Raw genomic sequence first — 19000 nt, 5'->3', positions numbered from 1 at the left:
TTTTCTTACACACAGCGCAAGTTTTTGAAAACAAAGACATTTTAGTAACGGATTTGTAACACTCATTAATCCGGTGCAAAACTCTTCTGAAGCTGCGCTTATTCCACGCCCAGAACGTCGGGTGTCTGCCACGCCAGATGCTGGCCACCGTCGACGCACAAGAGTTGCCCGGTCACCGCGGGCGCATCGAGGAAATAGCCCAGGGCCGCGGTCATGTCCGCGGGGTTCGAGCCGCGCTCCAGCACCGTTGCCGCGCGCTGTTTCGCGAAATGCTCCGCCGATTGCCGCCCACCCTGCAGCGTCGGGCCGGGCCCGATGGCATTCACCCGGATCGCAGGCGCCAGCGCTTGCGCCGCGGTCTGCGTCAGCGCCCAAAGGCCCATCTTGGCCAGCGTATAGGTCATGAACTCCGGCGTCAGCTTGCGCACCCTCTGGTCGATCATGTTCACGATCAGCCCCGCCGCCTGCGGCTCGCCCGCCGCATCCATTTCCGCGGCAAGCCCTTGTGCAGCCATCTTCTGGGTCAGGAGAAACGGCGCGCGCAGGTTGCTCTGCATATGCCGGTCCCAGCTGGCGCGCGTGGCCGTCTCAACCGTGTCATACTCGAAGATCGAGGCGTTGTTCACCAGGCAGGTCACCGGCCCACCCAGCGCCTCGACCGCCTGATCAAAGAGCGCCTCCGTCGCCGCATCCTCCAACAGGTCCGCCTGCAGCGCTACGGCGCGTGTGCCTGCCGCCTCAACGCCCGCAACCGTCTGTGCCGCCCCCGCTTGCGAGGCCGCATAATGCACCGCCACGTCAAACCCGCGCCCGGCCAGATAGAGCGCCATGGCGCGCCCGATTCGGTGCCCGGCGCCTGTCACCAGAGCTGTTGGCATGAATTCCCCCTTCGTTGCCCGTCAGGCCAGAACGATCACCAGGTAGGCCACGTAGAGCCCGCTCAGGATCACGCCCCAGATCCGTGTGATGTTCCAGGACAGATAGACGAAGGGCAGTAAAAGAACAGAGGCGCCGAGCATCACCCAGAGATCGAAGGTGAGGAATTCGCGATCCACCGGGATCGGCCCCACGAAGCTCGCGATGCCGATGATGGCGAGCAGGTTGAACATGTTCGAGCCGATCACGTTGCCGAGGGCCACATCCGCCTGCCGCCGCAGCGCCGCCATCACCGTAGTGGCCAGCTCCGGCAGGGAGGTTCCGATGGCCACCAGCGTGAGGCCAATCACCGTATCCGACACCCCATAGGTTTTGGCGATGACCGTCGCGTTCTCGACCAGAAGGTTCGCGCCCAGCGGCAGCCCCGCGAGCCCCAGCAGCAGGAACATGATGATCCGCCACCACGGCAGGTCCGGGTCCGCGCCCTCGGGTTCGTCCTCGGGCTCGCCCTTGCAGGCCTGACGGTGCTGATGCGCATCGCGGAACGCATCCGCCAGCATCAGTGCAAGGCCCGCCAGCAGCACCGTGCCCGCAATCCAGTCAAAGACCCCGCGGAACGCCAGCGCGATGAACAGCAGGCTCGCCGCGATCATGATGTTATAAGTCTTGCGCGTGTTGCACTCCGCCGTGTGCATCGTGGCCAGAAGCGCGGGCACCCCCAGCACCAGCAGGATATTCGCAGTATTCGAGCCCACGACATTGCCCAGGGCCAGCCCCGGCGCCTTGTCGAGGATCGCCTGCACCGAGATCAGCAGCTCCGGCGCCGAGGTCCCGAAGGCCACGATCGTGAGGCTCACGATCAGGGCCGGCACCCCGAGGCGTAGCGACATGTTCACCGCCCCCTTGACCAGCGCATCCCCCGCCAGAAGCAGAAGAACCAGTCCAAAGCCGCAGAGAATCCACGGCATGATCATGCGCGATCATCCTTGCCACAGGAGCACGGGCCACGCCCGATCCGGTAGCGCCCGCAGGACCGGCACTTGGTGTTTGCCAACCGCTTGCCCCCGAGCCAATGCATCTTGCCGAACATCGCCAGGACGCCCATGACGATCAGGAACAGGGTGACAATCTTGAAGATCATAAAGGTTACAGTCCGAACTGCGCGTAGGCGCTGCGCTCTTCCAGCCCGTGCAGGGCGTCGCCCACAAGCTGCGCGCCAAACCGGGCCAGGAAGGGCTTGCGCACCCCGTAGCGGCGGAACTTCACCTTCTCTCCAAAACGCTCCTGCATCATCGGTTTCAAATGCCCGACACCGTCGATCAGCCCCAACTCGGTCGCCTTGCGCGCCAGCCAGATCTCTCCGGTGAAAAGGTCGCGATCCTCGGGCAGCTTGCCCTCGCGGCGCGCGCTCACATGGGCCTTAAAGTTGGTGTGGATGTCTTCGAGGATGTCCTTCAGCCGGGCCACATCCTCGGGGTTTTCCGGGCGGAAGGGGTCGAGCATAGATTTCGACTTGCCGGCCGTATAGACGCGCCGCTCGATCCCCTGCTTGACCAGAAACTCATGCGCGCCAAAGGAGGCCGAGATGACGCCAATCGAGCCCACGACCGAGCTCTCATCGGCATAAATCTCATCCGCCGCTGCGGCCAGCCAATAGCCACCCGAAGCGGCCACATCCTCGACAAAGGCGATCACGGGGATCTCTTTCTCCTCCGCCAACCGCCGGATGCGCGCCCCGATCAGCGAGCTCTGCACGGCACTGCCGCCGGGCGAGTTCACCTCCAGCGCCACCGCCGCGGGCTTGCCGCGGGTGAAGGCTTTTTCGATGACAGGGGCAAGACTTGCGTCATTCAGCGTGGCCCGTCCGGAGGCGGCAATCATCCCCGAGAGGCGGATGACAGCGACCGTCGGGTCGGATTTCATGAAGGGGATCCAGCGTTTCATGTGACCCCATGTAGAATGGCGACCCCCCGCAAACAAGGAGGGAGGCAAGAAGGATTTATGATGCGGCTTTATTGCCGAATGCGCCAGCCGGTTTTGAAGATCCAGCCGATCACCAGCAGGCAGGCCGCGGTGAAGCCCGCGATGGCCAGCAGCGAGATGGCAATCGGCACATCCGCCGATCCGAAGAACGCCCAGCGGAAGCCCGAGATCAGATAGACCACCGGGTTAAAGTAGGAAATCGTCTGCCAAACGGGGGGCAGCATCGAGATCGAATAGAACGAGCCCCCCAGAAAGACCAGCGGTGTCACGATGAGCAGCGGCACCAGTTGCAACTGCTCGAAACTGCCCGCCCAGATGCCGATGATGAAGCCCAAGAGTGCAAAACTCAGGCAGGTGAGCAGCAGGAATGCCACCATCGCCAGCGGGTGCTGGATCGTCACATCAACGAAGAAAAATGCCGTGATCAGGATGATGACCCCGATGAACAGCGCCTTGGTCGCCGCCGCGCCCACATAGCCCGCCACGATCTCGAGAAAGTTGATCGGCGCTGACAAAAGTTCATAGATCGTGCCGATGAACTTCGGGAAATAGATGCCGAACGACGCGTTGGAAATCGCTTGGGTGATCACAGACAGCATGATCAGCCCCGGCACGATAAAAGCACCATAGCTCACGCCTTCGATCTCTTGAATGCGGCTGCCGATGGCCGCGCCGAAGACGACGAAATACAAGGATGTGGACAGCACCGGCGACAGGAAACTCTGCGCCAACGTCCGGAAAAACCGCGCCATCTCAAAGAGATAGATCGCCTTGATCGCCGTCCAGTTCATGACGCCTCCTCCGCTTCCTCATGCACCAGCCCCACGAAGATGTCCTCCAGGCTGCTCTGCCGCGTGACCACATCCCGCAGCACCAGCCCCGCCTCCGAAACATCACGCAACAGCTTGGTGATACCCGTCCGCTCGGCCCGCGTGTCATAGGCATAGGTCAGCGTGCAGCCCCCATCACAGAGCGTCAGGTTGTACCTCGCCAGCGCCTCCGGCACCGCGTCCAACGGCTCCGACAGCTGCACATCCAGCTGCTTCTGCCCCATGCGCGCCATCAGGCTCGCCTTCTCTTCCACCAGCAAGAGCTCTCCTTTGGCGATCACCCCCACCCGGTCGGCAATCGCCTCGGCCTCCTCGATGTAATGCGTCGTCAGCACGATGGTGACCCCATCCGCCTTCAATCCCTCGACGATCTCCCACATGTCCTTGCGCAGCTCCACATCGACCCCGGCAGTGGGCTCATCCAGAAACAGCAGACGCGGCTCATGGCTCAGGGCTTTCGCGATCAGCACCCGCCGCTTCATGCCGCCCGACAGCTCGCGGATCTGGTTGTCCTTCTTGTCCCACAGCGACAGCTGCCGCAAAATCCGCTCGATCGCCGCGTCATCCCGCGCCTTGCCAAAAAGCCCGCGCGAGAACCGCACCGTGTTGATCACCTTCTCGAAGGGCTCCAGGTTGATCTCCTGCGGCACCAGTCCGATCATCGCGCGCGCCGCCCGGAAGTCGGTGATGATGTCATGCCCGCCCACGGCCACCTGCCCCGAGCTGGCCTGCGTGATCCCGCAGACCGTCGAGATCAGCGTCGTCTTGCCCGCGCCATTGGGCCCGAGCAGCGCCAGGATCTCCCCTTGCTCGATCTGCAGATCCACACCTTTCAGCGCCTCAAACCCGTCCGCGTAAGACTTGCGCAGATCGCTGATCTCGAGAATGGCCGCCATGCCTGAACTCCTCTCCGCCAATTGCGGGGCACCCTAGGCCGCGGCCTGCCCGGAGACCAGCGCACCTCCGCACAGACACCCGGACCCTCTGTGCGCCACGCCGCAAAGCGCCCCGCTCGTCACCCGCCCCAAAAACTCACATCCCGCCGACAGCTCTCAGGCGCCGCCCGGCATGCTCTGCAGCCCACTGCTTCACCCTTCCAGAAATACTCAAATCCGACGGGCCCGATCGAAGCTCACCCCTTGCCGGTCACGCGCTTCAACCAGCTCTTTTTCTCCGCTTCCGGCGCATCCTCGGGTGGGCCTTCCAGCACCTGTTGCAGATTGGAAAAGAACTGATCCGCCATCTTCTTGGCAAAACCATCGATGATCCGGCTGCCCAGCTGCGCGAGCTTGCCGCCCACCTTGGCCTCCACGTCATAGCTGAGCTCGGTGCCGCCGTCCTTGGCGGCCATGCGCACCTCGGCGCCGCCCTTGGCAAAGCCCGCAGCCCCGCCCTTGCCCTCGCCCGAGATGGTCAGCGCCTCGTTCTCCACCATCTCCGACAGGGTCACCGCCCCCTTGAAGGTCGCCTTCACCGGCCCGACCTTCTGCATCACCGTCGCCTCGAACCCCTCCTGCGGCGAGCCGGTGACCTCCTGCGCGCCGGGCACACAGGCCTTCAGCACCTCGGGGTCCAGCAAGGCGGCATAGACCTCCGCGGGGCTGGCGGCGATCTGACGGCTGTCTGACATCTGCATGGGCGTGCTCCTCCGATGGCTGCTCCCCCCCGTCTTACCGTGGCCGCGCGCCCGGCGCCAATCCGATTTCACCCGATGTCGCTTCCGGGCTCGACAGCGCCCCGGTGCCTGATAGGTCTGATCGCATGACCGCCCTCCCGCAGAATCGCGCCGGTCTCGGCATCGCCTTCGTCATCGCCGGCATGGTGGCGATCTCGATCAACGACATGCTGATCAAACAACTCTCGGGCGGATACCCGCTGCACGAGATCGTGTTTCTGCGCTCGGCCATCGGCATCCTCTTCTCTCTGATGATCGTGCAGATGGAAGGCGGCTGGCACATCCTGAAAACACGGCGCCCCGTGCTGCACACCATCCGCGGCCTGCTGATCGTCGTGGCCAACATGAGCTATTTCGTGGCCCTCGCCGCGATCCCGCTGGCCGATGCCACCGCGCTCTTCTTCGCGGCCCCCCTCTTCATCACCGTGCTCAGCATCCCGATCCTCGGCGAAAAGGTCGGCGTCATGCGCATGACCGCCGTGACCGTGGGCTTTGCGGGCGTCGTGATCATGCAGCGCCCCTGGGCCGATGCCGAGAGCCTCGACGCCTCCCGCCTCGTGCTGCTGCTACCCGTGCTCTCGGCGCTGACCTATGCGCTGAACCAACTCATGACCCGCAAGCTCGGCGTCGAGAGCAAGGCCTCCGCCCTTGCCGTCTACATCCAGGCCACCTTCATCGTGGTCTCGCTGGGCTTCTACGTGGTCGCAGGCAATGGCCGCTTTGCGGAAGGCGTCGAAAATCCTTCGATCCAGTTCCTCTTCCGCCCCTGGGTCTGGCCCAGCCCAGAGGATTGGTGGGTGATGATCGGTCTCGGCCTCAACGCCGCCATCATCGGCTACTGCCTTAGCCAGGCCTACCGCATGGCCGATGCTGCAACCATCGCCCCTTTCGAATACGTTGGCCTGCCCCTCGCCGTGTTCTGGGGCTGGCTGATCTTCTCCGACCTGCCCGTCTGGGAAGTCTGGGCGGGCATCGCGCTGATCCTCGGCTCCGGTCTCTTCGTCTTCCTGCGCGAACGCCAGAAGGCCCGCATCGTCGCGCGCACTGCCGTCATGCGGCGCTAACGTCGGATCACCATGGCGGAAACCCTGCCAGCCCAGATCACACCGCGCGCCCTTGATGACAGCGCTTACATACCAATGGACAGCAAAGCGGTAACCCGTAACCGGGTCACGTAGATCTCCCGTGCGGCCTCCCCGAACCCCGCACCTTCTACCGCTTTGCCCAGGTCTTCCAGAACGCCAGGCACCCAGTCGATGCCGTCCCCTGCCAGCGTTTCCGGGGGTGTGAGAGACAATCCACCCTCGACCACCTCGAATGCGAGACCGCTATCGGCAAAGGGCGTTTTGCGCGTGTCGCACATGCGAAATCCTTATCTTGGTAACTCTTTTATGGGACAATACGGTGCCGTTCGGGCCAATCAATGCGGGAAGGCGCAAGAACCTATGAAAGAAATTAATACGTTGGCGCTCGACGGGCACCTTCTGAAAATCTTCATGGCCGTGCACGAGATGCAATCCGTCTCCGAGGCGGCGCGCCATCTCGGCACCAGCCAGTCCGCCGTCAGCCACAGTCTGAACCGGTTGCGCGACTGCATTGGCGATCCGCTCTTCGTCAAACAGGGGCGCAGCATCGTCTCGTCGCCCGCCGCCGCGGCCCTCGCACCCAAGATTGCCAACATCATCGCCGAGATGGAGGCGCTGGCCCTTGCCGGGCAATACGAACCCGCGCGCGACTTCGGGCATTTCACCATCGCCACCAATGTGACCGAGCTGCTGCCCACCCTCGCCGTGGCCAAGAAGAACATCCGCGCCGAGGCGAAATCGGTGCGGCTCCGGTTCATCGAACTTGGCGGCGCCTCGAACGCGCTCGACTATCTGGCCAGCGGCAAGGCGGATGTGGCGATCACCGCCGGCGTGGGCCGCTACCCGCTGGAGCTCAGCGTTGAAAGGCTCTACGAGGACCCGCTCTCGTGTTTTTTCGACCGCGACCAGCTGCCCGCCCCGATGACCCCGGAAGACTACAGCAAGGCGGGGCACGCCACGCTGGATTTCGGCAAGAACCAGATGAGCATCGTCGACCGCGCGCTCGACAGCCTCGGCCTCGCCCGGACGATCAAGCTCTCGGCGGCGAACTCCTACGCGCTGGCCACCCTGATGCGCGGCACGCCCTATGTCGCCACCCTGCCGTCCCAGCTCAAGACCACCGCCTTCGAGGGGTTTGCCTATTCCGTCCCGCCGCTGTCCCTGCCGCGGGTCACCTACGACATGGTCTGGCACCGGCGCGAAACTCAATCACCGCGGCACATGTGGTTCCGGGGCCGGGTCAAGGAGTCAGTCAACGCCTAAGCGTCGGTCCCCGCCACCTGAAGCGCGCGCACCGCCGCTCGCACCGCGGCGTCGGTCTGCTCGAGATCGGCCTCCGTAATCGCCAGCGAGGGGTAAAGCTTGCCGGGTGACTTGAAGATGCCATGGCGCCGCAGGCTCGCATTATACGTCGCATTCCGCGCCGGATCGTCATGCGTCGCCGTCCGATAATCGCGGCAGGCCGAGGCTGTGAAAACGACATCGAACAGGGTCGCGTCCCCGCAGATCTGATGCGGAATGCCCGCCTCTGACAGCGCCGCGCGCTGCATCTCCTGCAGGCGGCGCCCGATGCCGCGCAGCTGATCATAGCTGCCCTCCCGGCGCAGGATCTCCATCGTCTTGAGCCCCGCCGCGGCGGCCACCGGATTGCCCGAGAGGGTGCCAAGCTGCATCAGCCATTTCTCCGCACCGACCACCGCCTTGTCGAAATGCCGCATGATCTCGGTGCTGGCCCCAAGCGCCGCGAGCGGGAAGCCACCGCCGATGATCTTGCCCAGCGTGCAGATGTCCGGCGTCACCCCATAACGCTCCTGCGCGCCGCCATAGGCCAGCCTGAACCCGGTCACGATCTCGTCGAAGATCAGCAACACACCATGAGCATCGCAGAGATCGCGCAGCCCCTGCAGATAGCCGGGCGCGGCGGGAATGATCCGCTGCAACGGCTCTGCGATGATCGCGGCGATATCGCCGTGCTCCTGCAACAGGGCGTCAACGGCGGCCAGATCGTTGAAGGGCGCGATCAGCATCTGATCGGCAACGCCCTGCGGAATGCCCGCGCTGTCAGGCACGGCTTGCGGGAAGTTGACGTGCGTCGCGGGGGCCAGGCTCATCTGCGCCTCGGCGCTCATGCCGTGATACCCGCCCTCGAATTTCAGGATCTTGTCGCGGCCCGTATAGGCGCGCGCCAGACGGATCGCGTACATATCGGCCTCGCCGCCCGAGGCGACAAAGCGCACCTGCTCGCAGCAAGGCACCGCTTCGACAATCGCTTCGGCGAGCTCGATCCCCTTGGCGTTGTTGGCAAAAAACGTCATGCCCTTGGGCAGCTGTTCCAGCACCGCCTCCATCACCTCCGGGTGGCCATGCCCCAGAAGCATCGGGCCCGAGCCGATCAGATAGTCGATATAAGCGCGCCCGTCTTCGTCCCAGACGCGGCTGCCTTCGCCCCGCGCGATCACGATTCCAGGGTCGAAATTGCCAAACCCGCCCGCGGGCAGCACCGCCTGCGCCCGGGCGATCCAGTCTGTTTGAGAGGTCACGATCTGCATGGCTCAGTCCAGTTCCAGAATAGGGTGTCCGAGGGTGGCACGGTCCGGGGTCACGCCCAACCCCGGGCCCTCCGGGGGTGCGATCCGCCCCGCCTCCCGGGTCGGGCAATCAGGTGCAATGCGCGGGCTGACGTAGGAGGAGAGATCGCAGGTGTTCAGCAGGGCGCCCTGCGGCGTGGAGGCTGCGAAATGCAGCGACGCGGCGGTCACAATGTCAGAGCCCCAGGTGCATTCCGCGCAAATCTCCGCGCCAAAATGCACCGTCAGGTCGCGGGCGCGCCGCATCGCCGAGAGCCCGCCGAATTTCGACAGCTTCAGCGCCACAGCATCCAGCACGCCAAGCTCCTGCGCGCGCATCAGCGACGCCAGATCATGCACCCCTTCGTCGATCTTCATGGGCAGGCCGGTCGCCTGCCGAACCGCGGCACAGGCCTCCAGCGTCTTGCAGGGCTGCTCCAGCATCACGTCGAGATGCGCCACCGCGCGGCCCGTGCGCGTTGCGTGCAGCTTGGTGGCGCCGCAGTTCCAGTCGCCATAGACCACCGGGCCCGCGCCCACCGCCTCCCGCACCTTGGCGAGGCGTTCGGCGTCCGCCTGCCACTCCGCATCGGCCCCCAGCTTGACCTGGAACTGGCGGATGCCGGTGTCATAGGCCGCGCGCGCAATGCGGGCCATCTCGTCCGGCGCCACGCAGGTGATGGAATGGTAAAGCGGCATGTCCCGCCGGGTGCGCCCCCCGAGCAGCGTGTAGAGCGGCAGCCCCGTGGCCTTCCCGAAAAGGTCCCAAAGCGCCATATCCACGATGGATTTCGCATGGTTGTGCCCTTGCAGCACCCCGTCCAGCCTGCGCATTGCCGCATCGACCCCGGTGGGCGCAAGGCCGAGGATTTCGGGCGCCATCTCGACAATGGCGCTTGGCACGCCATCGGCAAAGGCGGGCAGGTAATGGGGGATCGGACAGACCTCGCCCCAGCCTGTCAGGCCAGTGTCGGTCTCCAGCGACAGCACATGCGTCTTGACCGTGGCACAGGTCTTGCCCTCGGCCATGTAATAGGTCTCGTGGCTGGTCAGATCGACCGCCCAGAGCGTTATGCGGGTGATCTTCACGGGTAGACCGCCACCGGCGGGCCGAGCGTTTCCTCATCCGGATGCACGCCGAGGCCCGGCGCCTCCGGCAGGTGCAAATGGCCATCAATGTTGCGCGGCCCGCGCCCCCCGGCGATATCGACCGTGATCATGTCCTGACAGGCCCAGACCGCGTGGCACTTGGCATCGGGCACCGTCGCCGCCAGATGCAGCGCCTCGGTATCCGCCAGAACCGTGCCGCCCGTCGCCATCACGAACATGTCGATGCCATGGGCCAGCGCCACATCACGGATGCGCGCCGCCTTGGTCAGCCCACCGACCCGGTTGAGCTTGATCCCGAAAACCTCCGCCAGCCCATCGCGGGCAATGCGCGTGGCATCCTGCAAGGTGACCAGCGCCTCGTCGACCGAAACAGGCGCGGCGTGCCTGCCGGCGATGGCGGCAATATCGTCAAGCGTTTCGCAGGGCTGTTCGAACATCACCTGCAGGTCTTCCGTCGCCGCCATCACCCGCAGCGCCTCCTGCCGCGACCAGCTCCGGTTGGCGTCGTAAAGCACGATCTCATCCGCGTGGCGGAGGCGCTCCACATCGCGAATGCGGGCGATGTCACGCGTGACATCCCCGCCGATCTTGACCGAATGGGCGACATAGCCGCGCTGGCGATAGCGGTCGATCACCGCGCGCGTCTCCTCCACCGTCTTGGCCCCGACCGAGGAGGCAATGGCGCGGGGGCTCCGCGACCCGCCGCCCATCAGATCGGCAATCGGCAGCCCCGCGGCCTGACCGGCGATGTCCCAGCACGCCATATCCACCGGGCTCTTGGCATAGAGATGCCCCGGCAGGGCCAGATCCATCGCCCGCTCGACGTCCAGCACCCGGCGCGGATCAAGGCCCAGCAGGACGGGCGCCATCGTCTCTAGCCCTGCGCGGATACCCGGCCCATGGGCGGGCACATAGGTGTGCCCCCAGGGCGTGCCCTCGCCCCAGCCGATGACCCCTGCATCGGTCTCCACCTTGACCAGCGTCGCATCCAACACGTCGAATTTCAGCCGCCCGCCGGACAGCCAATAGGGATGCTCCAACGGCAGATCGATCTGGTAGACAGAGATCCGGGTGATCTTCACGGGGCACGGTCTCCGGACGCCCGCGGCACGACCACGATGTTCCCGGTATGCGCCTTGGCGATGAAGGCGGTCTGCGCCTCGCGCAGATGCGCCAGCGGATAGGTCGCGGCCAGGGCGGGTTTGATCTCGCCGGTCTCGATATAGCGGATCAGGTTCGGCATGACCTCAGGCGGGATCACGGTGGAGCCTGTGAACGTCAGGTCCCGCAGGTAGAAGGTGCGCAGGTCCAGTTCGACCATCGGTCCCGCAATCGCGCCCGAACAGGTATAGCGCCCGCCTCGTTCCAGAATGTCGATCAGGGTCGGCCAATAGGGCCCGCCCACCACATCCGCCACCACGGTGATCTGCGCATCGCCAAGTGCGGCGCGCAGGTCCTCGGGCGCGCGCGGCACGATCAGGTCCGGGCCAAGGGCCGCCACATCCGCGTGTTTCGCCTCGGACGCCATGGCGATCACCCGCGCGCCGCGGCGCTTGGCCAGCTGCACCAGCGCGCCGCCCACGCCCCCCGACGCGCCCGGCACCAGCACCGTGTCGCGGCCTGTCACCTGCGCGCGGGTCAGCATGCCCTCGGCGGTCGAGTAGGAGCAGGAGAAGGTCGCCAGTTCGGCATCCGACAGCGCCGACCGCACCGCCAGCGCGTTGCGCGCGGGCGTCGTGGTGTATTCGGCAAACCCGCCGTCACGCTCCGACCCGAAGTAGCCCGTCTTGGTCATGTCCTCGGGATCATCCGCATCGCGCAGCCAGTTGTCGGTGATGACCCGTTCGCCGATCCGGGCCGGGTCAACGCCCGCTCCCACGGCCACGATCTCGCCGCAGACATCGGCGCCCTGAATGCGCGGGAAGCTGATTGGCGAGCCGCCCCAGGCGGGATCGTCCTCACCGACCTCCGCGAAGGCGCCCCCCGTCGTCGCATCGGTCACCGTCTTGGAGTACCAGCCCGAGCGGGTGTTCACATCGGTGTTGTTCAGCCCGCAGGCCCCGACCCGGATCAGCACCTCGCCGGGTGCCGGATCCGGGCGCGGCCAATCGGTCTTCAACACCATCTGATCCAGATCGCCATGCCCCATGGTCACCATCGCCATCATTGTGTCTGGAAGGCTCATTCCGCCGCCTCCCGCGCCGCATCCGCCCGCGGCAGCAGGCTGTCCGGGTCATAGGCCGGTGCGCCCAGCACCCGGGCCGCGCGGGGCGCGCCGTGGATGACAACCTCCAGCGCGGTGCCCGGTGTGGCGGCCTCCGGGGCGACATAGGCGAAGGCCAGGATCTTCCCGACGGTGGGGCCATAGGCCACCGAGGCGGTCGCGCCGACCACCCGGCCCTGCATCGTCACCGCCTCACCGCCATGGCCATCGGCTGTGCCGTCGGGCGCGATCTCCAGATAGGCGCAGACCCAGCGCAGATCGGTGGAAAGCGTCGCGTCGCGCCCCAGATACGCCTTGTCCGTCTGCGCAAACCGCAACACATCCGCCTCGGCGAGTGTCACCTCATTGGTCAACTCACCGGCCCCTTTGAAGCCCTTTTCCATCCGCATCGCGTTCATCGCGAAAGAGCCGTAATCGGCAATGCCATGCGCCTCGCCCGCCGCCCAAAGGGCCGCATAGACGTCGCGGCAGGCCGCATTGGGCATGTGGAATTCCCAGCCCAGCTCGCCCGCATAGGACATGCGGAAGGCCCAGATGTCGTGCCCCGCCACGGTGATCTGCTGCGCCGACAGCCAGCGGAACCCAGCATTCGACAGATCCGCCTCGGTACAGGCGGCGAGCACATCGCGCGCCCGTGGTCCGTTCAGCGCCAGTGCCGACCACGCCTCGGAGATCGCCGAGATGGTGACCTCTTCGCCCGCGCGTTGCTGTTCCAGATGGTCCAGCAGGCGCTGCTCGAAGAAGGCGGCACAGACCAGATAGAACCGGTCCTCGGCCATCCGCACGATGGTCGTCTCCAGCTCGATCCGACCCGCGCCATTGAGCATATGCGTCAAGCTGATCGAGCCGATGTTCTGCGGCATCCGGTTTGCGGTCAGCTGATCGAGCAGCGCATAGGCGCCCGGCCCTGTGACCATAACCTTGGTAAAGGCCGTGACATCCATCAGGCCGACCCGCTCGCGCACCGCGGCCACCTCGGCGGCCACCATGTCGTCCACGGGCGTGCGATTGAAGGAGTAGTGATCCTGCTGTGCAATCCCCTTGGCAAAAAAGCGCGGGCGTTCAAAGCCGTACACCTCTTCATGCACCGCACCTTTGGACTTGAGCAGATCATGCAGCGGCGAGGGTTTGACCGGGCGCCCCGCCAGCCGGTTGAAATGCGGGAAGGGAATCTCGTGCCGGAGGCAGTAATCTTCCTCGGCCTTCACCACCTGCCAGTCCTTCGTGGCATAGCGGCCAAAGCGGCGCGGGTCATACTCGCGCATCGAGATATCCGCCGCCCCGTGCACCATCCATCGCGCCAGTTCGCGCGTGAGGCCCGGGCCCCAGCCGATGCCGATCTGCGTACCGCAACAGCACCAGTAGTTCCGCACGCCGGGCGCCGGGCCGATCAAGGGGTTGCCATCGGGCGGATGGCTGATCGCGCCATGCACCTCGCGCTGAATGCCAAGCTCGGCAAAGAGCGGCATACGCACCAGCGCTTCCTCAAGGTAGGGCATCACCCGGTCGTAATCGGCATCAAAGAGCCAGTTTTCATACTCCCAGGGGCAATGATCGTGCCAGACCGAGTTCGGGGCCTCTTTCTCGTAGATCCCGATCAGGCCCCGCTGCTGCTCCATCCGGATGTAGCCCGAGACCTTCCTGTCGTCGCGAATGACGGGCAGCTCCCTCTCCAGCTCGGCGAAGGCGGGCACCGGTTCGGTCACGAAATAATGGTGCGTCATCGAGGTCATCGGCAATTGCAGGCCCGACCAGTCCCCCATCTGGCGCGCATAGGTGCCGCCCGCGTTGACCACATGTTCACAGGTGATCGTGCCCCGCTCGGTCTCCACCTGCCAGTCGCCCGAGGGCATCTGGGTGATGTTCGTCGCGCGACACTGCCGGATGATCCGCACACCCTTCTGCCGCGCACCCGCCGCCATCGCCATGGTCACATTGGTCGGGTCCACATGGCCGTCATCGGGCGTGTGCAGCGCGCCGAGCACGCCCTCGAGATTGTAGAAGGGATGCAGCTTCGCGACCTCCTCCGGGCCGACCAGCTCGATGTTGAACCCCAGCGCCCGCCCCACCGACAGCGTATGGCGCAGCCAGTCCATCTCGTCCTCGGTATACGCCAGCCGGAAGGAGCCACAGCCGTGCCATGTCACCGGCTGGCCCGTCTCCGCCTCCAGCCCGCCCGCATAGAGCCCGATATTGTAATCCACGCATTTGCCCAGACCAAAGCTCGAGGTCGAATGGGTGATCTGCCCCGCCGCATGCCAGGTGCTGCCCGACGTCAGCTCGGCCTTCTCCAGCAGGACGGTGTCAGCGCCCCAGCCTTCGTGCCCCAGGTGATAGGCCAGCCCGACCCCCATGACGCCGCCGCCAACGATGACGACACGGGCCTGGGTTGGAAATTCGTTTGCCACGGCGGTTTTCCTGTTCTGAGTCGCTTTTCCTCTCGACAGGCTAATTGGACAAAAGTACCATCGTCAATCATGAATGGGACAAATGTATCAAATTCGATTCTGGAGCGGCTCGCCGGCGAGCTCGCAGAGCTGACCCCCGAGGCCCGCAAGGCCGCGACCTATGTGCTGGAAAACCCGCGCGACGTGGGCGTGTCGACGGTGCGCGAGATCGCCGAGGCCGCAAACGTCAAACCCAACACCGTCGTGCGCATGGCGCGGCAAGTGGGCTTTGACGGCTACGAGGACTTCCGCGCGCCCTTCCGCGAGGCGATCCGGCGCGGCGCCGCCGATTTCCCCGAGCGGGCGCGCTGGCTGCAGGACATCCGCAAATCCGGCGATCTGGGCGGGCTCTATGCCGATATGGTGCAAGGCGCCCTGCGCAATGTCGAAGAGACCTTCGCGGGCATCACCGCCGATGACCTCAAGGCCGCGGCCGAGGTGATCTGGGCCTCGGACAACATCTTCACCCTCGGCGTTGGCGTGAACAATTCCAGCGCGCGGAACTTCACCTATCTCGCCTCCACCGGCATGGTGCGCTTTCACGCGATCCCCCGCGCAGGCTCGAACGCCATCGACGATCTGGCCTGGGCCGACACCGACGATGCGCTGATCGCGATCACCTGCAAACCCTACCGGGCCGAGGTGGTCGACGCGGTGGAGCGCGCCCGCGCCCAGGGCATGCGCATAGTCGCGATTTCTGACAGCCCCGCCAGCCCGATCATCCGCGCCGCCGACCACGGGTTCGTCATCTCCTGCGACACGCCCCAGTTCTTCCCCTCCTCGGTCAGCACCATCGCCCTGCTCGAGACACTGCTCTCCTTCGTCATCGCCGTCGCCAGCGATGAGGTCGTTGAACGGGTCGAGACCTTTCACAAACGCCGCCACGAGCTCGGCCTCTATCACCGGGACGACACATGACCGCGCCGATCCGATCGCTCGCCGCGCGCTACTACACGGACCCCGAGGTGTTCCGGCTCGAGACCGATGGCCTCTTGGCCCAGACTTGGCAATTCGGCTGCCACGCGTCGGATCTTGCGCAGACCGGCGATTATGCGACCTTCGAGATTGCAGGCGAAAGCCTCTTCGCGATCCGGGGCCGCGACGACAAGATCCGCGTGTTCTACAACGTCTGCCAGCACCGCGCGCACCAGCTGGTCAGCGGCACCGGCACCACCCGCGTGGTGGTCTGCCCCTATCACGCCTGGACCTACGAGCTCACCGGCCAGCTGCGCGCCGCGCCGAACATCAAGGCGGTCCCGGGCTTCGACGCCTCCACCGTCTGCCTCACCGAGGTGCGCGCCGAGGAATTCCTCGGTTTTGTCTTCGTCAACCTCGACCCCGACGCCGCCCCGATGGACGACTGGTTCCCCAACGCCCGCGCCGAGCTCGAGGAGTGGGTGCCGAACTGGGCCGATCTCAAGCCGCTGACCTGGGTCGAGATCCCCGAAGCCTGCAACTGGAAGGTCTCGGTCGAGAATTACTCCGAATGCTACCACTGCGCGCTCAACCATCCGACCTTCGCCAATGGCGTGGTCAAACCCGAAACCTACGACATCCAGCCCCAGGGCAAATGCCTGCGCCACACCACCGAATGCCAGAGCCTCGCCGCGATGACCTATGACATCCACTCAGGCTTCGACCACTTCGATGAATACTCCAGCTGGTTCCTCTGGCCGATGTTCTCGTTCCAGGTCTACCCGGGCAACGTGCTCAACACCTACCACTGGCGCGCGGTCGATGCGGACCACGTGGTTGTCTGGCGCGGCTGGTACTCAGTGGGTGGCGAGGACGACCTCAAGGTCCGGCAACTGGCCGCACAAGACCGCGCCACAACGGTGGAAGAGGACATCGTCCTGGTCGAATCCGTTCAGCGCGGGCTGCGCTCGCGTGGCTACACCCCCGGCCCGCTGGTGGTTGACCCCGCCGGTGGCGTGAACTCCGAACACCCGGTGATGCACCTGCAGCGCTGGATGCGGGACGCAATCGATGGCTGAGCCAGCGGCGATGCCGCCTCCGGGCGCGCCCGACCGCAGGCACCTCCGCCAGCCGGCACGCGCACCCTGGGCCGCCCATGCCGTCGCCGATCAGGTCAGACCTGCATGAAATCCTACTGGCAAAACTACATCGACGGCGCCTGGGTCGATGGCGGCGGCGGCCGGATCGACGTGATCGATCCGGGGGCGGGCAAGAAACTCGCGGAACACGCGCTTGCCGATGCCGCCGATGTGCACTGCGCCGTGATGGCCGCGCAGCGCGTGCACCAGTCCGGCGCCCTCTCCGATCTCAGGCCGGTCGTGCGCGGGCGCATGGTGCAGGCGATGGGGCGCTACCTGCTGGCGCATATCGACGAGATCGCGCTGGTTCTGACGCTCGAACAGGGCAAACCGCTGTGGGAAGCCCGCATCGAGATCGAGGGCGCCGCGCGTTACTTCGAATACTACGGCAATCAGGCCGAAACGGTCGAGGGCCGCTCGATCCCCCTCGGCAAGCACTATTTCGATTTCACCACCTACGAGCCCATCGGCGTCTCGGCCCAGATCATTCCCTGGAACTACCCCGTCGAGATGACGGCCCGTTCGCTCTCGGCGGCGCTTGCCACGGGCAATGCCTGCGTGATCAAGACACCCGAACTGACCCCGCTCAGCTGCGCCTGGATCGCCCGCGCCGCCGAAGCGGCGGGCCTGCCCGACGGGGCCGTGAACATCCTCTGCGGGCGAGGCGAGGAAGCCGGTGCCGCGCTCTCCGCCCACCCCCAGGTGAACCAGATCGTCTTCACCGGATCGGTGCAGACCGGCGTGGCAATCGCGACCGCCGCCGCCCGGAATGTGGTGCCCTGCGTGTTGGAGCTGGGCGGAAAATCCGCCGCCATCGTGCATGACGACGCCGATCTCGCCGCCTTCGAACAGGACGTCCGCTGGGGCATCTACTTCAACGCCGGGCAGGTCTGCTCGGCGATGAGCCGGGTGATCGTGCACGACAGCCTGCATGACGCGCTGGTCGACCGCATGGTGGGCGTCGCCCGGTCGCTCACCGTCAAACCCGGGATCGAGCAGCCGGAGTTTGGCGCAACCATGGGCGCGATGGTCTCGGACGCCCAACGCGACCGCGCCGCCGCGATGATCGCCGAGGCACAGGACGACGGTGCCTGCATCGCCACCGGCGGCCATACGCTCAACATCCCCGGCGCCTTTCTCGAACCCACGATCCTCACCGATGTCACCCCCGACATGCCCATCGCCACTGAAGAGGTCTTCGGTCCCGTCCTCTCGGTTCTGAAATTCTCGTCTGACGCCGAGGCCCTGCGCATCGCCAATAGCACGCCCTACGGCCTGGTCGGCGGCGTCTTCACCCGCGATCTCGACCGCGCGACCCACGCCGCCCGGCACCTGCGCGCAGGCCAGGTCTTCGTCAACGAATGGTACGCAGGCGGCGTCGAAACACCGTTCGGCGGCTATGGCAAATCAGGCTATGGCCGCGAGAAAGGGCGCGAGGCCCTGTGGAACTACGTTCAGACAAAGAACATCGCGATCAGACTGAAAGGGTAAGCCATGAGCACATTCGACGAGGACCTTTTCCTCAAGGGGCTGGAACAGCGTAAGGCGACGCTGGGTGCCGCCTATGTCGAACAGAACCTCGCCGCCGCCGATGACTTCACGCGCCCGTTCCAGGAGGCGATGACCGCCTGGTGCTGGGGCTTTGGCTGGGGCGATGATGTCATCGACGCCAAGACCCGGTCGATGATGAACCTCTCGATGATCGGCGCCTTGGGCAAGATGCGCGAATGGGAGATCCATTGCCGTGGGGCGATCAACAACGGCGTCTCGCCCGAGGAGATCCGGGCCATCATCCATGTGATCGGCATCTACTGCGGCGTGCCGCAGGCTCTGGAATGCTTTCGCGTGGCCCGCAGCGTGCTGGAAGACGGCGCGGCTAGCGGCTGAACGCGCGTCTGGCCTGACGCGCGGGGCGCCCACCGAGGTCTCCCACCTGGCCCCTCAGCCACCGCAAAGCCCCCCCCGACCCTCGGCACCTGACCCACCGCGCGCTGCGGTCACCGCACCTTCAGAAACCCGACCGTGCGCAGGCTTAACCCCACCACGTCGGTGCGAAACACCGACAAAATACCGACGTGATACCGACGTAAAACCGACAGCCTGATCGACCTGAAAACCGACGTTAACCCGCCCCAAGTGGCGGCGGCTG

General features: G+C 65.4%; 19 protein-coding genes. 6 read left to right on the top strand and 13 right to left on the bottom strand.

Annotation, left to right across the window (positions count from 1 at the left end; translation table 11 throughout):
* Positions 1–98: 98 nt before the first annotated feature.
* The 7 genes from ACVC7O_RS04340 to ACVC7O_RS04310 form a co-directional block, all read right to left on the bottom strand.
* Positions 99–878 (bottom strand): SDR family oxidoreductase, encoded by a 780-nt coding sequence (locus tag ACVC7O_RS04340; protein WP_458324860.1) that lies wholly within the window; start codon positions 876–878, stop codon positions 99–101.
* 21 nt (positions 879–899) lie between these two features.
* On the bottom strand, positions 900–1850 hold the full coding sequence (locus tag ACVC7O_RS04335; protein ID WP_458324859.1) for a calcium/sodium antiporter: 951 nt from the start codon (positions 1848–1850) through the stop codon (positions 900–902).
* Positions 1847–2017, bottom strand: a complete 171-nt coding sequence (locus tag ACVC7O_RS04330) for a hypothetical protein (protein WP_458324858.1) — start codon at positions 2015–2017, stop codon at positions 1847–1849. Before ACVC7O_RS04330 ends, ACVC7O_RS04335 begins: the two co-directional genes overlap by 4 nt.
* Before the next feature lie 5 nt (positions 2018–2022).
* On the bottom strand, positions 2023–2820 hold the full coding sequence (locus ACVC7O_RS04325) for a S49 family peptidase (RefSeq protein WP_458324857.1): 798 nt from the start codon (positions 2818–2820) through the stop codon (positions 2023–2025).
* 68 nt (positions 2821–2888) lie between these two features.
* Positions 2889–3650: an ABC transporter permease gene (locus ACVC7O_RS04320; RefSeq protein WP_458324856.1), complete on the bottom strand. Its 762-nt coding sequence runs from the start codon at positions 3648–3650 to the stop codon at positions 2889–2891.
* Positions 3647–4585: an ABC transporter ATP-binding protein gene (locus ACVC7O_RS04315; RefSeq protein ID WP_458324855.1), complete on the bottom strand. Its 939-nt coding sequence runs from the start codon at positions 4583–4585 to the stop codon at positions 3647–3649. Before ACVC7O_RS04315 ends, ACVC7O_RS04320 begins: the two co-directional genes overlap by 4 nt.
* 236 nt (positions 4586–4821) lie before the next feature.
* A complete protein-coding gene (locus tag ACVC7O_RS04310) occupies positions 4822–5325 on the bottom strand; it encodes a CoxG family protein (RefSeq protein WP_458324854.1) in 504 nt (167 codons plus the stop codon).
* A gap of 125 nt (positions 5326–5450) precedes the next feature.
* On the opposite strand from ACVC7O_RS04310, the gene ACVC7O_RS04305 reads away from it, so the two are divergent.
* Positions 5451–6428: a DMT family transporter gene (locus tag ACVC7O_RS04305; protein WP_458324853.1), complete on the top strand. Its 978-nt coding sequence runs from the start codon at positions 5451–5453 to the stop codon at positions 6426–6428.
* Between the two features lie 65 nt (positions 6429–6493).
* Here ACVC7O_RS04305 and ACVC7O_RS04300 read toward each other — a convergent pair whose 3' ends face one another.
* Entirely contained in the window at positions 6494–6727 is a 234-nt protein-coding gene (locus ACVC7O_RS04300; RefSeq protein ID WP_458324852.1) for a hypothetical protein, read from the bottom strand.
* A gap of 82 nt (positions 6728–6809) precedes the next feature.
* Between ACVC7O_RS04300 and ACVC7O_RS04295 the strand changes: the two genes are divergently transcribed.
* Positions 6810–7712 (top strand): LysR family transcriptional regulator, encoded by a 903-nt coding sequence (locus tag ACVC7O_RS04295; protein WP_458324851.1) that lies wholly within the window; start codon positions 6810–6812, stop codon positions 7710–7712.
* On the opposite strand, the gene ACVC7O_RS04290 is transcribed toward ACVC7O_RS04295, so the two are convergent.
* Genes ACVC7O_RS04290 through ACVC7O_RS04270 form a run of 5 tightly spaced genes read right to left on the bottom strand, consistent with a single transcriptional unit; the run spans position 7709 to position 14704 of the window.
* Entirely contained in the window at positions 7709–8998 is a 1290-nt protein-coding gene (locus ACVC7O_RS04290) for an aspartate aminotransferase family protein (RefSeq protein ID WP_458324850.1), read from the bottom strand. The two genes, ACVC7O_RS04295 and ACVC7O_RS04290, sit on opposite strands and share 4 nt — an antisense overlap.
* Positions 8999–9001: 3 nt before the next feature.
* Positions 9002–10105: a mandelate racemase/muconate lactonizing enzyme family protein gene (locus ACVC7O_RS04285; protein ID WP_458324849.1), complete on the bottom strand. Its 1104-nt coding sequence runs from the start codon at positions 10103–10105 to the stop codon at positions 9002–9004.
* Complete coding sequence (locus ACVC7O_RS04280; protein WP_458324848.1) at positions 10102–11208, bottom strand: mandelate racemase/muconate lactonizing enzyme family protein; 1107 nt, start codon at positions 11206–11208, stop codon at positions 10102–10104. The genes ACVC7O_RS04285 and ACVC7O_RS04280 overlap by 4 nt, the downstream gene beginning before the upstream one ends.
* The gene (locus ACVC7O_RS04275; protein WP_458324847.1) at positions 11205–12311 is read right to left on the bottom strand and encodes an alcohol dehydrogenase family protein; all 1107 of its coding nucleotides are present in this window, start codon (positions 12309–12311) and stop codon (positions 11205–11207) included. The genes ACVC7O_RS04280 and ACVC7O_RS04275 overlap by 4 nt, the downstream gene beginning before the upstream one ends.
* Positions 12308–14704: an FAD-dependent oxidoreductase gene (locus ACVC7O_RS04270; protein WP_458326036.1), complete on the bottom strand. Its 2397-nt coding sequence runs from the start codon at positions 14702–14704 to the stop codon at positions 12308–12310. The genes ACVC7O_RS04275 and ACVC7O_RS04270 overlap by 4 nt, the downstream gene beginning before the upstream one ends.
* Positions 14705–14827: 123 nt before the next feature.
* Between ACVC7O_RS04270 and ACVC7O_RS04265 the strand changes: the two genes are divergently transcribed.
* From ACVC7O_RS04265 to ACVC7O_RS04250, 4 genes are all read left to right on the top strand, one after another.
* Entirely contained in the window at positions 14828–15715 is an 888-nt protein-coding gene (locus tag ACVC7O_RS04265) for a MurR/RpiR family transcriptional regulator (protein ID WP_458324846.1), read from the top strand.
* Complete coding sequence (locus ACVC7O_RS04260) at positions 15712–16791, top strand: aromatic ring-hydroxylating oxygenase subunit alpha (RefSeq protein ID WP_458324845.1); 1080 nt, start codon at positions 15712–15714, stop codon at positions 16789–16791. The genes ACVC7O_RS04265 and ACVC7O_RS04260 overlap by 4 nt, the downstream gene beginning before the upstream one ends.
* A gap of 105 nt (positions 16792–16896) precedes the next feature.
* On the top strand, positions 16897–18342 hold the full coding sequence (locus ACVC7O_RS04255) for an aldehyde dehydrogenase family protein (protein WP_458324844.1): 1446 nt from the start codon (positions 16897–16899) through the stop codon (positions 18340–18342).
* Between the two features lie 3 nt (positions 18343–18345).
* A complete protein-coding gene (locus ACVC7O_RS04250) occupies positions 18346–18738 on the top strand; it encodes a carboxymuconolactone decarboxylase family protein (RefSeq protein WP_458324843.1) in 393 nt (130 codons plus the stop codon).
* Positions 18739–19000 lie beyond the last annotated feature (262 nt).

It is taken from the genome of Roseobacter cerffii (assembly GCF_054226325.1).
Note: the sequence above shows the minus strand (reverse complement) of the source record. Positions and strands in the feature narration are given on the sequence as shown.